This window comes from Thermomonas sp., from assembly GCF_025993755.1.
Taxonomy (GTDB): domain Bacteria; phylum Pseudomonadota; class Gammaproteobacteria; order Xanthomonadales; family Xanthomonadaceae; genus Thermomonas.
Genome location: NZ_JAMQHN010000169.1, coordinates 18,468 through 33,739, shown reverse-complemented (window position 1 = coordinate 33,739; position 15,272 = coordinate 18,468). Strand labels below are relative to the sequence as shown.

The following is a 15,272-nucleotide window of genomic DNA, read 5'->3' as shown; positions in this document are numbered from 1 at the left end:
CCGCCTCGGCAGCTACGCCCTTCGTCCCAGCGTGACGCGGTCGCGGCCTTCCAGATCGCGCATGGTTTCGACTTCGACGAACCCGGTTTCATCGAGAAGCGCCCGCACCGCTGCACCCTGGTCGAAACCGTGTTCGAACAGCAGCCAGCCGCCGGGGCGCAGGATCGCCGGCGCGGCGGCGGCGATCGTGCGGATCGCGTTCAGCCCGTCCGCGCCGCAGGACAAGGCCAGCGTTGGCTCGAAGCGCAGGTCGCCCTGGGCGAGATGGGGGTCTCCGTCCGCGACATAGGGCGGATTGGCGGCGATCAGATCGAAAATTTCGCCTTGCAGCGGCTCCAGCCAGCTTCCGGCGCGGAATTCGACATTGCCTATCCCGTTGCGAACCGCGTTGGCGCGCGCCACGGCCAGCGCGTCCTCGCTCAGGTCGGTCGCGACCATGCGCGAGCGCGGGCGCTCTTTGGCCAGCGCCAGCGCGATCGCACCGCTGCCGGTACCCAGATCCGCCAGCCGCCACGGGGCACCGGCGGGAATTTTCGCCAACGCCTGCTCGACCAGCAGTTCGGTTTCCGACCGCGGCACCAGGGTGGCCGGCGTCACCGCCAGATCCAGGGTCCAGAATCCCTGCGTCCCGGTCAGGTAGGCCACCGGCTCGCCGGCCTGACGACGCGCGACGAGGCGTTCGAACGCGGCGTCCTGGGCCGCGTCGAGTTCGACGTCGTCATGGGCGAACAGCCAGCCGCGCGGCCTGCCAAGAACATGCGCCAGCAGGATTTCCGCATCGGCGGCTCCGATCCGCTCGCGCGATTGCGCGAGCCTGGATTTCACGCGGGCGGCAGTGTCCGGCATGCGCGGGATGGTATCTGCGGAGCGGCTTCGGCTCCACCTTCAGATCTGCGGCAAGCGCGGATTCGATAGATATATCATATCGTCTCGATCACAACAAACGATTTTACATATCTATCGATTCTTCCTAACCTGCACCCGTTCCCAATCCCACCCGCACCCCAGGAGAAAGCGAAATGTCCCTGATCAACACCCAGATCCAGCCGTTCAAGGTCAATGCGTTCAAGAACGGCCAGTTCATCGAACTGACCGAGAAGGACCTGCAAGGCAAGTGGTCGGTCCTGATCTTCATGCCGGCCGCCTTCACCTTCAATTGCCCGACCGAGATCGAAGACGCCGCCGAGCATTACGCCGAGTTCCAGCAGGCCGGCGCCGAGGTCTACGCGATCACCACCGACACCCACTTCAGCCACAAGGTCTGGCACGAGACCAGCCCGGCGGTCGGCAAGGCGACCTTCGCGCTGGTCGGCGATCCGACCCACCAGCTGACCAACATGTTCCAGGTCCACATCCCCGAAGCGGGCCTGGCGCTGCGCGGCACCTTCATCCTCGATCCGAGCGGCACCATCAAGACGATGGAAGTGCACGACAACGCGATCGCCCGCGACGTCACCGAGACCCTGCGCAAGCTCAAGGCCGCGCAATACGTCGCCAACCATCCGAATGAAGTGTGCCCGGCGAAGTGGAAGGAAGGCGCCAAGACCATCGCGCCGTCGCTGGACCTGGTCGGCAAGATCTGATCCGCACTCCACGCGATCCGCGCGCGCCACGCGCGTGGGTCGCGGCTTTTTTCACCACGATCGCACCGCCCGGCGGGCCCCCCCGCCCGCCGGGCGGCCTGCGCTCCCAGTAAACCGCTCCACCCGATATCCGAAGGAGACAAGCCATGTTGGATGCCACCCTCAAGACCCAGCTTGCCGCCTACCTGGAGAAGCTCCAGCAACCGATCGAACTGGTCGCCGCGCTGGACGATTCCGACGCTTCGCGCGAGTTGGACGCGCTGCTCGACGAGATCGCCACGCTGTCGCCGAAGATCACCCGCCGCAGCGGCGAGGCCGCGCGCCGGCCTTCGTTCGAAATCCGCCGCAGCGGCAGCGACGTTGTCGTGGCCTTCGCCGGCATTCCGCTTGGTCACGAATTCACTTCGCTGGTGCTGGCCCTGCTGCAGGTCGGCGGCCATCCGGTGAAGATCGACGACGCGCTGGCCGAGCAGGTGCGCGCGCTGGATGGCGAGTACCGTTTCGAAACCTACATGTCGCTGCACTGCCAGAGCTGCCCGGACACGGTGCAGGCGCTGAACGCGATGAGCGTGCTCAACCCGCGCATCCGCCACGTCGCCATCGACGGCGCGCTGTTCCCGCAGGAGGTCGAGGAAAAGCAGATTCTCTCGGTGCCCACGGTTTACATGAACGGCGCTGAATTCGATGCCGGACGCATGAGCATCGAGCAGATCCTCGCCAAACTCGATACCGGAGCCAGCGCCCGTGCCGCCAAAGCGCTCAGCGAACGCGACCCCTACGACGTGCTGGTCGTCGGCGGCGGCCCGGCCGGCGCGGCGGCCGCGATCTACGCGGCGCGCAAGGGCATCCGCACCGGCCTGGTGGCCGAACGCTTCGGCGGCCAGGTGCAGGACACCCTGGCGATCGAGAATTTCCCTTCGGTGGAATACACCGAAGGCCCGAAGCTGGCGGCATCGCTGGAAGCGCACGTCCGCAGCTACGGCGTGGACGTGATCACCGCGCAACGTGCAAAAACGCTGCAGCCTGCGCTGAAGGAAGGCGAGTTGATCGCCCTTGAGCTGGAAAGCGGCGCCACGCTGCGCACCAGGAGCCTGGTGCTCGCCCCCGGTGCACGCTGGCGCCAGACCGGCGTGCCCGGCGAGGCCGAATACCGCACCAAGGGCGTCACCTACTGCCCGCACTGCGACGGCCCGCTGTTCAAGGGCAAGAAGGTCGCGGTGATCGGCGGCGGCAACTCCGGGATCGAGGCCGCCATCGACCTGGCCGGCGTGGTCGAGCACGTGACGGTGCTGGAATTCGACGGCAAGCTGCGCGCCGATGCGGTGCTGCAGCGCAAGCTGTACAGCCTGCCGAACGTCGCCGTGCACCTGAACGCGCAAACCAGCGAAATGCTGGGCGACGGCAGCAAGCTCACTGGCCTGCGCTACATCGACCGTTCCAGCGGCGACAAGCATGAGCTCGAGCTCGGCGGCGTGTTCGTCCAGATCGGCCTGCTGCCCAACACCGAGTGGCTGCAACGCAGCGTCGCCCTGTCGCCTCGTGGCGAGATCGTGATCGACGATGCCGGCCGCACCAATCTGCCCGGCGTGTTCGCAGCCGGAGACGCGACCACCGAACCGTTCAAGCAGATCGCCATTGCGATGGGCGCCGGTTCCACCGCGGCGCTGTCCGCGTTCGACTATCTGATCCGGCACTCCGCGCCGACAGTGGCCGAGGCGGCATGAGTTTTGGACGCGGATTGACGCGGATAAACGCGGATGAAAAGGGATGACCCGGGTTTGCTCGTCATCCCCGCGAAGGCAGGCATCGTTTCGCAGACGAATGGCTGCGTATCCTGCACACTCATTTTTCGATCAGGTGCGAGAACTGGGTTGGGCGAACATCTACTTGCCGGAAGCGCCCCCCCTTGATGAAAACAACGAGGCTCCTCACTGCACCCTAAAGCCGGCATTGCTTCGTCCGCGTTCATCCGCGTCAAAAAATGCTCCTCTGCTCCACCCAACGCGAAGCCCCCCATGAACCTGCGCGACCTGAAATACCTCGTGGCCCTTGCCGACCTGCGCCACTTCGGCAAGGCGGCCCAAGCCTGCTTCGTCAGCCAGCCCACGCTTTCAACCCAGATCATGAAGCTGGAGGAAGAGCTCGGGGTGAAGCTGGTCGAACGCGCCCCGCGCAAGGTCATGCTGACCGCCGCCGGCAAGGACGCGGCGCAGCGGGCGCGGCGGATCCTGGCCGAAGCCGAGGAATTGAAGGAAGCGGCGCGGCGCGGCGCCAATCCGGAGGCCGGACGCCTGCGCCTCGGCGCCTTTCCGACGCTGGCGCCCTACCTGCTGCCGCATGTGGTTCCCGAGTTGCACGCGAAATTCCCGAAGCTCGAACTGCTGCTGACCGAGGAAAAGAGCGACCTGCTGCTGCATCGCCTGCGCGACGGCCAGTTGGACGCCGCGCTGCTGGCCCTGCCGATCCACGACGATTCGCTGCACGCGCAGTTCCTGTTCGAGGAACCCTTCCTGCTGGCGGCACCGGCCGACCATCCGCTGGCGCATCGCAAGACGTTGGACACCTCCGATCTCAATCACACGAGCCTGCTGCTGCTGGAAGACGGCCACTGCCTGCGCGATCAAGCGCTGGACGTATGCCGGTTGTCGGGCGCACGGGAGGAGGCGGACTTCCGCGCCACCAGTCTGGAAACCCTGCGCCAGATGGTCGCCACCGGCGTCGGCGTCACGCTGCTGCCGACGCTGTCGGTCCGGCCGCCGATCGTGCAGCCGGAAGGCATCAAACTGGTGAAATTCCACAAACCCGCGCCCAGCCGCCGGATCGCGCTGGTCTGGCGCAAATCGTCGGCGCTGGACGGTTTCCTGCATACCATCGGCACCGCCATCGCCGCCATCGCGCAGGCCCATCTGACGCAGCGCTGATCCAGCGCGCCCCGCCGGCGTTCACGCCTCCTGTGCGGCGCGTTCCTGGCGGAGCTTCATGCCCGCCACGAAAATTCCGGCCAGGCTGACCGCCAGGCCCGCCCACTGGCGCGGCGTCGGAATCAGATCCAGCACCAGCATGTCCAGCAGATAGGCCACGATCGGCTGCGCCAGCAGCAACAGCCCCGCCAGCGCCACTGGCAACGCCACCATCGAGCGCGAAATCAGGATCCAGCTCAGGCAATGCCCGACGGCGGCCAGCGCCAGCAGCAATCCCCATGTCTGCAGCGACGGTGGCGCGAACGCTTCACCTTCGGCCCCTCCGATCAGCCCAAGGCACAGCGCGCTGCCGAACGCGGCGATGCACAGCACCTGCTCGATCGGCACCCGCGCTTTGCCAATGGCCGCCTCGAACTGGGATCGCTTGATCCCCACGTTGTAAACGGCATAGGCCAGCCCCGCACCCAGCCCCAGCCAGACGCCCCAGCGGTACTGCGCCGGCAGGCCGGCCCAATCCGCCCCCAGCAGCAGCCACAGGCCGAAGAACGCCAGCAGCACCCCCGCGACGAAACGCAAACCCAATCGTTCGCCAAACAGGAGCACTCCCGCCAGCGCCATGAAAAACACCTGGGTATTGGCGAGCAGGGTCGCCAGCCCCGGCCCCACCAGCAGGATGCTCCGGTGCCAGGCCCACAGATCCAGCGTGAACGCGACCACTGGAACCGCGATCCACCACCACGCCTTGCGCGACAGCGGCTGCCAGCCGTGCCGGACTTGCACCAGCGCCGCCAGCAGCACGCCGGACAGCAGCATTCGCCAGAAGCCCACGGTCGTCGGCGGCATTCCGGTCAGGCGCACCATCAGCCCGTTGCTGCCGATGAGGGCGGCCCCGGCCAACAGTTCCAGCGTGGCCGCTTGCCTGGACTGCGCTGGGCTCATGCCGGCAAGGCGCCGGGAAGACCGCCTTCGGCCGACACCCCCGCCTGCGCCGGCGTGCCCAGGTGCAGGCGGGCAATGATCTCGCGCGCCTCAGGCACCGCCAGATCCGGCACCATCACCCCCACCAGTCCGAACACGCCGAGCTCGCCGATGCCGCCGGTCAGCGCCTCGCCGCGCACGAACGCGGGAATGCTCTCGGCCTCCAGCGCGTGCTTCACCAGATGGGCATCGATCAGGTTTTCGGCAACGTAAACGGTTCGCATGCGCGGCAGCCTAGCAAGTCCGCCGTCAGGAATCCCATCTCGATGTCCGTCCGCTAGACTAATCGGTCGAATCCAGAGCGCAGCCAACCGTGTCCTCGATCCCGCCCGATTCCGCCGACGCCCCCGTGCGCACCGACTTCATCCGCCAGATCGTCCGTGACGATCTTGCCAGCGGCAAGCACACGGCGATCAAGACCCGCTTCCCGCCGGAACCCAACGGCTACCTGCATATCGGTCATGCCAAGGCCATTTGCCTGGACTTCGGCATTGCGCAGGAATTCGGCGGGGTCTGCAACCTGCGCCTGGACGACACCAACCCCGCCCGCGAAGACCCCGAATATGTGCGCGCCATCCAGGACGACGTGCGCTGGCTGGGCTTCGACTGGCACAGCCTGCGCCACGCTTCGGACTACTTCGGCGTGTATTACCTGGCCGCCGAAAAACTGATCCGCGACGGCAAGGCCTTCGTCTGCGATCTTTCCGCCGAACAGGTGCGCGAGTATCGCGGCAGCCTGATCGAGCCGGGCCGCAATTCGCCTTTCCGCGAGCGCAGCGTCGAGGAAAACCTCGACCTGTTCCGGCGCATGCGCGCCGGCGAATTCCCCGATGGCGCACGCACCCTGCGCGCCAAGATCGACATGGCCAGCGGGAACATCAACCTGCGCGATCCGGCGCTGTACCGGATCAAGCACGTCGAACACCAGAACACCGGCAGCGAATGGCCGATCTACCCGATGTACGACTTCGCCCACGCGCTGGGCGACGCCATCGAGGGCATCACCCATTCGCTGTGCACGCTGGAGTTCGAGGACCACCGCCCGCTGTACGACTGGAGCGTGGACCACGTGGACCTGGCGCATCACCCCGAGCTGCTGGAACCGCTGCTCGCCAAGGGGTTGCCGAAGGAAGCGTCCAAGCCGCGCCAGATCGAGTTCTCGCGCCTGAATTTCAACTACCTGGTGATGAGCAAGCGCAAGCTGATGGCGCTGGTCACCGACAAGCTGGTGGACGGCTGGGACGACCCGCGCATGCCCACTCTGCAGGGCATCCGTCGCCGTGGCTACACCGCATCGGCACTGAAGCTGATGGTCGAGCGCGTCGGCATCAGCAAGCAGAATTCGCTGCTCGACATTTCCATTCTCGAAGGCGCGTTGCGCGACGATTTGGACGCGCACGCACCGCGCCGGATGGCGGTGATCGATCCGCTAAAGGTCGTGCTGACCAACCTCGACGCAGGCCACGAGGAAACGCTGCGATTCGCCAACCACCCCAAGGACGAGGCGCAGGGCGAACGCGAGATCCCGTTTGCACGCGAGCTGTGGATCGAACGCGAGGACTTCGAGGAAGTCCCGCCCAAGGGCTTCAAACGCCTCACCCTGGGCGGCGACGTGCGCCTGCGCGGGGCCGGCATCATTCGCTGCGATGAGGCGGTGAAGGACGGCTCCGGCAATATCGTCGAACTGCGCTGCACGCTGGACCTGGACTCGCGCCCCGGCATGGAGGGTGCCAACCGCAAGGTGAAAGGCACCATCCACTGGGTCAGCGCGAAGCACGCGGTGGCGGCGGAAATTCGCCTGTACGACCGCCTGTTCACCGTCGCCGATCCTGACAATGACGAGGGCGGCAAGACCTATGTCGATTATCTCAACCCTGAGTCGCGCAAGGTGGTGACCGGCTATGTCGAGCCCGCCGCCGCGCAGGCCGCGCCGGAGCAAAGTTTCCAGTTCGAGCGACTGGGCTATTTCGTCGCCGACCGCTACGACCACAAGGCCGCTGCGCCGGTATTCAACCGCAGCGTCACCCTGCGCGACACCTGGACGCAGAAGGCCTGACACCATGCCGATGCCGCTGCCCGCGCAGTTGCACATCACCCTGCCCATCTGGGTGCTGGAACTGGACGTAGCCGGTCGCGATTTCTCCAGCGACGAGGCCAAAGTCGGCTTCGCCATCGAGCTGTCGAAACACAACGTCGAGCGCCAGAGCGGCGGCCCGTTCGGCGCGGCGGTGTTCAGCCCGCAAGACCAATTGATCGCGGTGGGCGTGAACCGGGTGGTGCGCCAAAGTTGCTCGCTGGCGCACGCGGAAACCATGGCCTACATGCTGGCGCAGCAACGCTTGCAGCAGTTCCGGTTGAACGAGCTGGGCGGCCCGGTGACGCTGGCCACCTCCGCGCAACCCTGCTGCCAGTGCTACGGTGCCACCATGTGGGCCGGCATCGACCGCCTGCTGATCGGTGCCCGCGCCGAAGACGTCATGACTCTCACCGCCTTCGACGAAGGCCCGCTGCCGGCGGACTGGGTGGGTGAGCTCAACAAACGCGGCATTGAAGTCGTGCGCGACGTGCAGCGCGACGCCGCCTGCGCGGTGCTCAAGCACTACGGCGAACTGGGCGGGCCGAATTACTGATCCACAAGAGCACGAGCGTCTTGACGCGGATCACGCTGATCAACACGGATAAGGATCCAATCCGCGTCTTTCCGTGTTGATCCGCGTCCAGTGCTTTTTCCTGAATGTGTTGACATCCGTCGCCCTACAATGCCGCCATGACTTCAACCGGCCTGCTCTGCTACTGCCGCCAAGGCTTCGAACCCGAACTCGCGGTGGAGCTGACCGATCGCGCGGCGCAGGTGGGCATCGCCGGCTATGCGCGCACCGAGCGCGACAGCGGCTATGTGCTGTTTTTCTGCGAAGACGGCGAAGCGCTGGATCGTGCGCTGCCATTCTCCACCCTGATCTTCGCGCGGCAGAAATTGCGCCTGCTGGCCGAGCTGAAAGACCTCGACGCGAGCGACCGCATCGCGCCGATGCTGGCGGCGCTGCAGGGCGGGCCGCGCTTCGGCGAGCTGGTGATGGAGCACCCGGACAGCGATGCCGGCAAGCCGCTGGCCGGGCTGGCGCGCAGCCTGGGCAACGCGCTGCGGCCGGCGCTGCGCAAGGCCGACCTGCTGACCCAGCAGGACAGCCGCAGGCTGCCGCGCCTGCATGTGTGCCTGCTCGACGGCGACCACGTCTTGCTGGCCAGCAGCCGCCCCGGCGACAGCGCGCCGTGGCCGCTGGGCGTCCCGCGCCTGAAGATGCACAAGGACGCGCCTTCGCGCTCGGCGCTGAAACTGGAAGAAGCGCTGCTGGTGCTGCTCTCCGAAGACGAGCGTGCGCGGCTGATGAAAGAAGGCATGGTCGCCGCCGATCTCGGCGCGGCACCCGGCGGCTGGTCCTGGGTGCTGACCCGCCACCAGTTGCGCGTTTCCGCCATCGACAACGGGCCTCTGCGCCAGAGCGTCCTCGACACCGGCCGGGTGCAGCACCTGCGCGCCGACGGTTTTTCCTGGCAACCGCCGCATCCCCTGGACTGGATGATTTGCGACATGGTGGAACAGCCGCGCCGCGTGGCCGAGCGCATGGCCACATGGCTGCGCGAGGGCTGGTGCCGCCACACCCTCTTCAACCTGAAACTGCCGATGAAAAAGCGTTGGCAGGAAACCCGGCTGTGCCTCGAGTTGTTCGAACAGCAGGCGCAAAAGCCCCTGACCATCCGCGCGCGCCAGCTGTTCCACGACCGCGAGGAAATCACCGTGTTCGCCACGCCCATTGCGATCCGCAATGACGCGTCGCGGCGGCGCAGGAGGGATTGACGCCGATCTGACGGGTGGTTGCGCTATGCTTGCCGCTCCGCCGTCGTGATTTTCCGCTCGCCATGAATCGCCCCGCCACGCTCGCCGCCGCTCCCCTGATCCTCGCCGCCCTGATCTTCGCCGCGGCCCTGAGCCGGCTGCTCCCGCATCCGCCGAATTTCTCCCCGATCGAGGCGGTGGCGCTGTTCGGCGGCGCCTATTTCGTCAAGCGCGGCTGGGCGCTGGCAGTGCCGCTGCTGGCGATGTTCGTGTCCGATCTAGCGCTGGGTCTGGTCAACGGCGGCATCTACTGGAGCTGGTTCGCCAACGCCAGCTACCTGATGGTCTATGCCTGCATCGCGCTGTCCACCGTGCTCGGCTTCGGGCTGCGCGGCAAGGTCGGCAGCGGCCGCGTGCTGGCCTATTCGCTGACCGGCTCGGTGCTGTTCTTCCTGTTCACCAACTTCGGCACCTGGCTGGGCGGCAGCATGTATCCGCAGGATGCCAGCGGTCTGCTCGCGGCCTACGTGGCCAGCATCCCGTTCTTCCAGTGGACCGTGGCCGGCACCCTGTTCTACGCTGCGCTGCTGTTCGGCGGCTTCGAGCTGCTGCGCCGCCGCAACCCGGCGCTGCACGCACAGACCGCCTGATGGCCAACCGCCTCAGCAAGATCTACACCCGCACCGGCGACGACGGCAGCACCGGGCTCGGCAACGGCTCGCGGGTCGGCAAGGATTCCCTGCGGGTCGAGGCCTACGGCACCGTCGACGAGGCCAACAGCTGCATCGGCCTGCTGCTGCAGGCGCCGATGCAGGATGACATCCGCGAGCTGCTGATCCACGTTCAGCACCAGTTGTTCGACCTCGGCGGCGAGCTGTGCATCCCCGGCCACGAAGCGATCTTCGATGCCGACGTCGAGGCGCTGGAGCGCCATCTCGATCACTACAACGAAAGCCTGCCGTTCCTCAAGGAATTCATCCTGCCCGGTGGCGGCGAGGCTTCGGCGCGCTGCCACATCGCGCGCACCGTGGTACGTCGTGCCGAGCGGATCACCGTCGCGCTGGCGCGCAGTGAAACCCTCCGGCCGCAGCCGCAGCACTACCTCAATCGCCTGTCCGACCTGCTGTTCGTGCTTTCGAGGGTGCTCGCCCACGCCAGCGGCCACGGCGAGGTGATGTGGAACCACGAGCGCCGGCGCAAGCCCCCGGCCCCGTGACCGCGGCCACGCTGCAACTCTTCACCCATCCCGCCTGCCTGGAGCACCACACCGGCAGCGCCCACGTCGAATCACCGCAGCGGCTTGCAGTCATCCTGCAGGCCCTGCGCGAGGCCTGCCCCGACCTCGACTGGCGGCAGGCCCCGCGCGCCAGCCGCGAGCACCTTCTGCGCGTCCACACACCGGAGCTGCTGGATCGCGTGCTCGCGCCGGTGTCCTCCGGGCTGCTGGCGCTGGACCCGGACACCGTGGTCTCGCCCGGATCCGCCGAGGCGGCCCTGCGCGCGGCCGGCGCCGGCATCGCTGCGGTCGATGCCGTCCTGGGCGGGCAGGCACGGCGCGCCTTCTGCGCGGTGCGGCCGCCTGGCCACCACGCCACCGCCAGCACCGCAATGGGATTTTGCCTGCTCAACAACATCGTGATCGCGGCGCGTCACGCGCTCGACGCGCACGGGCTGCGGCGCGTGGCGATCGTCGATTTCGACGTCCATCACGGCAACGGCACCCAGGCCATCTTCGAATCCGAGCCCCGCGTCGCCTACGCCAGCAGCCACCAGTCCCCGCTGTATCCCGGTACCGGCGCACGCCGCGAGACAGGCTGCGGCAACGTCTTCAACGCTCCGCTGCCCCCCGGCGCCGACGGCGGCGCGTTCTGCGCCGTCTGGGAGAAAGAGCTGCTGCCGGCGCTGAACGCCTTCGCCCCGCAGCTGTTGTTCATTTCGGCCGGTTTCGACGGGCATCGTCGCGACCCGCTGGCCGACCTGCGTCTGGAAGTCGAGGATTTCGCCTGGCTCAGCCAGGCGCTGGTGGCGCTTTCCCGGCGCCGCTGCGGCGGCAGGATCGTCTCGATGCTGGAAGGCGGCTATGACCTGACTGCGCTCGCCGACAGCTGTCTTGCCCACGTCAAGGCCCTTCGCCAACCGGATCCGGAACCGTGATGGACGCCTTTCACTTGCAGTGGCCCCGCCGTTTGCCGCGACCCGCCGGTTCCGGCAAGCTAGCGGCCTGTTTTCCCCTGTGACCATCCCGTGCGCCCAGCCATGCGCCTTCTTGCCCTGCCCCTGATGATCGCCCTGTCGCTGCAGGCGCAGGCCCGCGACGACACCCCGCAGAACTGGGGCCTGTGCCCGATCGTGGACGTGATCCCGCAGTTCGCCGAAGCGCTGCAGGCGCCGGAAGGTCTCGACATCGACAGCAAGGGTCAGCCCACGGACATCGAGGGCGACCAGCTCACCGGCACCGACGTCAACCCGATTTTCCGCGGCAACGTGACGATGCGCAGCGGTGCCCAGTTCATGGGTGCCGACGAAATCACCTACGACCAGGAGCAGGGCCGCTATACCGCCGAGGGCAACATCCGCTATCAGGCGCCGGGGCTGCGCCTGCGCGCCGAGCACGCGCAAGGCAACCAGAACACCGATACCCACACGCTTGAGGACATCCGCTACCAGCTGCTGTCGCGACGTGGCAACGGCACCGCCAAGAGCGCCAACCTGACCGGAGACACTGGCAGCCTGTACGGCGCGACCTACTCGACCTGCGCGCCCGAGGCGCGGCACTGGGAACTGAGCGCGCGCCGGATCGACATCGACCAGTCCACCGGCATGGCCACCGCCCACGGCGCCAGCCTCAAGCTGGGCAAGGTTCCGGTGCTGTACCTCCCGTGGCTGATGTTCCCCACCGACGATCGCCGCCGCAGCGGCCTGCTGTACCCGCAGATCTCCAACTCGGGGCGCAACGGCCTCGACTGGAGCCAGCCGATCTACCTGAACCTGGCCCCGAACTACGACATGACCCTCAGCCCAAGGTTCATGTCACGTCGCGGAGGCCTGCTGGGCACCCAGTTCCGCTATCTGAACGAACACGGCCAGGGCGTCCTCGATGCGCTGTGGATGCCCCACGACCGCTTGCGCGACCGCGACCGCTGGCGCGTGCATTTCGATGCCCGTCAGGACATCGACGATCACTGGCAGGCCCGCGCCAACGTCAACTGGATCAGCGATCCACGCTACTTCGAGGACTTCACCAACAGCATCGAAGGCCTCTCCCAGTCCACCGCCTACAGCGCCATCGGGCTCTACGGGCGCGGCGCGAATTGGGCCGTCTCGCTCAGCGCCGACCACTGGCAACTGGCCGACTACACCCTGAGCGACTGGATCCTGCCCTACGACCGGATGCCGCGCGCCGCAGCGCACTGGGAAAGCCCCATCGGTACCGGTCCGGTGCATTACGGGATCGATGCCGAAGTCGTGCGCTTCCATCACCCGCTGTATCCGGCCGGCGCACGCTTCGACATCAAGCCCTGGATCAGCCTGCCGCTGGAAGGCAACGCCTGGTTCCTGCGCCCAACCCTGGCCTTCCGGCAGACCGGCTACTCCTTGGACCACGCGCTGGCCCAGGTCCTTGGCGACAGTTCGCCCTCGCGCGGTCAATCGATCTTCAGCCTCGACGCCGGGCTGTTCTTCGATCGGCAGATGCAGGTCAAGGGCCGCAGTTACCTGCAGACGATCGAGCCGCGGCTGTACTACCTGAACGTGCCCTATGCCGACCAGGACGACATGCCGGTGTTCGACACCCAGCCGCTGACCTTCGGCTGGCCCCAGCTGTTTCGCGACAACCGCTATTCCGGCGCCGACCGCCAGGCCGACGCCAACCAGCTCACATTGGCGGTCAGCACCCGGATGATCCGGGAGGCGGACGGACGCGAACGCTTCTCCGCCAGCCTCGGCCAGATCCGCTATTTCCGCGATTCGCGCGTGCACCTGCCCGGCGAGCCGATCACCGAGCAGGGGCGCTCGGCCTGGGTGGCGGACGTCAATTACGCGCCCACCGATCGCTGGACCTTCGGCGCCTCCTACCAGCGCGACCCGAAATTCCGCCGCACCGACCTGGCCAGCCTGCGTGCCCGCTACCTGTTCCCGAACGATGGCGTGATCAACCTGTCCTACCGCTATCGCCGCGCCCTGCTGGAGCAGGTGGATTTTTCCTTCCTGTACCCGATCAATCCGACCTGGAGCGTGGTCGGACGCCACTATTACTCGCTGCGCGACCGCAAGACCCTGGAGAGCCTGGTGGGCGTGCAGTGGGACTCCTGCTGCGTCGCGGTCCGGCTGGTTGGCCGCCGCTACATGCGCAACCGCGATGGTCGCCTCGACAACACCTTGATGCTGGAAATCGAGCTCAAGGGTCTTGGCGGCGCCGGCCAGGACACCCGCAGCACCTTGCGTCGGGCCATCCTCGGCTACAATCGCGATGATCTCTACCTGGTTCCGCCGCAAATGGCGACGGGCCAGCCCTCTTCGCCGGATCGAGCCAGTCCCAGCCCATGATGCATTCCCCCAGCAACCGCAAGTCGCGACTTCTCACCTCGGCCCTGCTGCCGCTGCTGCTGCTCGCCGGCTCCGTCCATGCGCAGTCCGGCAGCACCCAGCCGGTGGAGAGCATCGCCGCCGTGGTCAACGAAGACGTGATCCTGCGCAGCGATCTGGACCGCGCAGTCGCCAACGTCCGCTCCCAGTACGCCGATCGCCCGAACATGCTGCCACCGGCGGACGTGCTCGAACGCCAGGTGCTCGAACGCCTGATCCTCCAACGCCTGGAAGTCGCGCGCGCCGCCGACGCCGGGATCACCGCCACCGATGCCGACATCGACAGCGCACTCGCCAGCATCGCCCGGCAGAACAATCTCACCCAGCCACAGCTGCTCGAACGCGTCGCGAAAGACGGCATGACGCCGAGCGAATTCCGCGCCAACCTGCGCGACGAGATCATCGGCCAGAAGCTGCAGCAGAGCTTTGCCCAAAGCCGCATCAACGTCAGCGAGGCCGAGGTCGATGCCGCGCTCGCCTCTGCAGCCAACACCGCCGTCCGCCAATACCATCTGGCCCATATCCTGGTCGCCACGCCGGACAACGCCAGCCCCGAGCAGGTGCAGGCGGCGGCGCAGAAGATCGAAGGGATCAAGCGATCAATCGAAAGTCGTGAGCTGACCTTCGCGGCGGCGGCCGTGCGCTATTCCAACAGCCCCAACGCCCTCGAAGGCGGCGACTTGGGCTGGCGCGGCGCCAACGAGATTCCGCCCGCGTTCGCCACCGCGATCCAGCAGTTGCAGCCGGGGCAGGTGATCGGCCCGATCCGCGGCCCCAGCGGCTTCCAGTTGCTGCAGCTGGTCGACGTACGCGATCAGGCGCCGGAAGCCGGCGAAAAAGTGACCCAGTACTCCGCGCGGGAAATTCTGGTCCGGGTCGATGCCAATACCAGCGATGCCGCCGCGAAGTCAAAGATCGATGGGATCGCCGGACAACTCGCCGCCGGAGGAGATTTCTCCAAGCTGGCGCGGGAAAACTCCGACGACCAAGCCACGCGGTTTCGCGGAGGCGACCTCGGCTGGTTCACCGCCGAATCCCACGGCGCGGCCATGGGCATGCAGCTTGCCGCCCTTGCCGACGGCCAGACCTCGGCTCCGTTCAAGGTCGACGAGGGCTGGGTCATCGTGCAGCGAACCGGTTCACGCGAAATCACCTCCGCCAGCGAAGCCCTGCGCGGCCAGATCCGCGAGACCATCGGACGTCGCAAGATGGAAGATGAATGGGGTCGTTTCCTGCGCGAGATGCGCAGCGAGGCCTTTGTCGACATTCGCGACGCCCAGGGCCATTCCACCCTGCCCGAGTTGCCCGCTCCTCCCAAGGAACACCCCAGGTCGACGCCCGAGCCCGGATCGGCATCAGAGTACTGACACG

The 15,272-nt window shown here is 66.9% G+C and carries 14 protein-coding genes; 11 read left to right on the top strand and 3 right to left on the bottom strand.

Annotated elements, in window-relative coordinates; all coding sequences use genetic code 11:
• Window positions 1-12 precede the first annotated feature (12 nt).
• Window positions 13-846: a peptide chain release factor N(5)-glutamine methyltransferase gene (gene prmC, locus Q0X16_RS12475; RefSeq protein WP_297834967.1), complete on the bottom strand. Its 834-nt coding sequence runs from the start codon at window positions 844-846 to the stop codon at window positions 13-15.
• 173 nt (window positions 847-1,019) lie between these two features.
• On the opposite strand from prmC, the gene ahpC reads away from it, so the two are divergent.
• The 3 genes from ahpC (at window position 1,020) to Q0X16_RS12460 (ending at window position 4,504) form a co-directional block, all read left to right on the top strand.
• Window positions 1,020-1,583, top strand: coding sequence for an alkyl hydroperoxide reductase subunit C (ahpC, locus tag Q0X16_RS12470; protein WP_297834965.1), 564 nt, complete (start codon window positions 1,020-1,022; stop codon window positions 1,581-1,583).
• A gap of 146 nt (window positions 1,584-1,729) precedes the next feature.
• Window positions 1,730-3,307 (top strand): alkyl hydroperoxide reductase subunit F, encoded by a 1,578-nt coding sequence (ahpF, locus tag Q0X16_RS12465; protein ID WP_297834961.1) that lies wholly within the window; start codon window positions 1,730-1,732, stop codon window positions 3,305-3,307.
• Between the two features lie 291 nt (window positions 3,308-3,598).
• Window positions 3,599-4,504 carry a LysR substrate-binding domain-containing protein gene (locus Q0X16_RS12460; protein WP_297834957.1) on the top strand — a complete coding sequence of 302 codons (906 nt, stop codon included), beginning with the start codon at window positions 3,599-3,601 and terminating at the stop codon, window positions 4,502-4,504.
• Between the two features lie 21 nt (window positions 4,505-4,525).
• On the opposite strand, the gene Q0X16_RS12455 is transcribed toward Q0X16_RS12460, so the two are convergent.
• Together Q0X16_RS12455 and Q0X16_RS12450 are read right to left on the bottom strand one after the other, a co-directional pair.
• Entirely contained in the window at window positions 4,526-5,443 is a 918-nt protein-coding gene (locus Q0X16_RS12455) for a DMT family transporter (RefSeq protein WP_297834955.1), read from the bottom strand.
• Window positions 5,440-5,706 carry a DUF2007 domain-containing protein gene (locus Q0X16_RS12450; RefSeq protein ID WP_297834952.1) on the bottom strand — a complete coding sequence of 89 codons (267 nt, stop codon included), beginning with the start codon at window positions 5,704-5,706 and terminating at the stop codon, window positions 5,440-5,442. The genes Q0X16_RS12455 and Q0X16_RS12450 overlap by 4 nt, the downstream gene beginning before the upstream one ends.
• 89 nt (window positions 5,707-5,795) lie before the next feature.
• Here Q0X16_RS12450 and Q0X16_RS12445 point away from each other — a divergent pair, with 89 nt between their 5' ends.
• The 8 genes from Q0X16_RS12445 to Q0X16_RS12410 all read left to right on the top strand — a co-directional run bounded on the left by Q0X16_RS12445 (window position 5,796) and on the right by Q0X16_RS12410 (window position 15,268).
• Complete coding sequence (locus Q0X16_RS12445; RefSeq protein WP_297834949.1) at window positions 5,796-7,538, top strand: glutamine--tRNA ligase/YqeY domain fusion protein; 1,743 nt, start codon at window positions 5,796-5,798, stop codon at window positions 7,536-7,538.
• A gap of 10 nt (window positions 7,539-7,548) precedes the next feature.
• Window positions 7,549-8,112: a nucleoside deaminase gene (locus Q0X16_RS12440; protein WP_297834946.1), complete on the top strand. Its 564-nt coding sequence runs from the start codon at window positions 7,549-7,551 to the stop codon at window positions 8,110-8,112.
• Between the two features lie 137 nt (window positions 8,113-8,249).
• Entirely contained in the window at window positions 8,250-9,338 is a 1,089-nt protein-coding gene (rlmM, locus tag Q0X16_RS12435; protein ID WP_297834940.1) for a 23S rRNA (cytidine(2498)-2'-O)-methyltransferase RlmM, read from the top strand.
• A 62-nt stretch (window positions 9,339-9,400) separates the two neighbouring features.
• Window positions 9,401-9,967: a DUF6580 family putative transport protein gene (locus Q0X16_RS12430; RefSeq protein ID WP_297834937.1), complete on the top strand. Its 567-nt coding sequence runs from the start codon at window positions 9,401-9,403 to the stop codon at window positions 9,965-9,967.
• A complete protein-coding gene (locus Q0X16_RS12425) occupies window positions 9,967-10,533 on the top strand; it encodes a cob(I)yrinic acid a,c-diamide adenosyltransferase (RefSeq protein ID WP_297834934.1) in 567 nt (188 codons plus the stop codon). The genes Q0X16_RS12430 and Q0X16_RS12425 overlap by 1 nt, the downstream gene beginning before the upstream one ends.
• An 11-nt stretch (window positions 10,534-10,544) precedes the next feature.
• Complete coding sequence (locus Q0X16_RS12420) at window positions 10,545-11,471, top strand: histone deacetylase family protein (protein WP_297834974.1); 927 nt, start codon at window positions 10,545-10,547, stop codon at window positions 11,469-11,471.
• 102 nt (window positions 11,472-11,573) lie between these two features.
• The gene (gene lptD, locus Q0X16_RS12415) at window positions 11,574-13,862 is read left to right on the top strand and encodes an LPS assembly protein LptD (RefSeq protein WP_297834932.1); all 2,289 of its coding nucleotides are present in this window, start codon (window positions 11,574-11,576) and stop codon (window positions 13,860-13,862) included.
• Window positions 13,859-15,268: a peptidylprolyl isomerase gene (locus Q0X16_RS12410; protein ID WP_297834930.1), complete on the top strand. Its 1,410-nt coding sequence runs from the start codon at window positions 13,859-13,861 to the stop codon at window positions 15,266-15,268. Before lptD ends, Q0X16_RS12410 begins: the two co-directional genes overlap by 4 nt.
• Window positions 15,269-15,272: the final 4 nt, after the last annotated feature.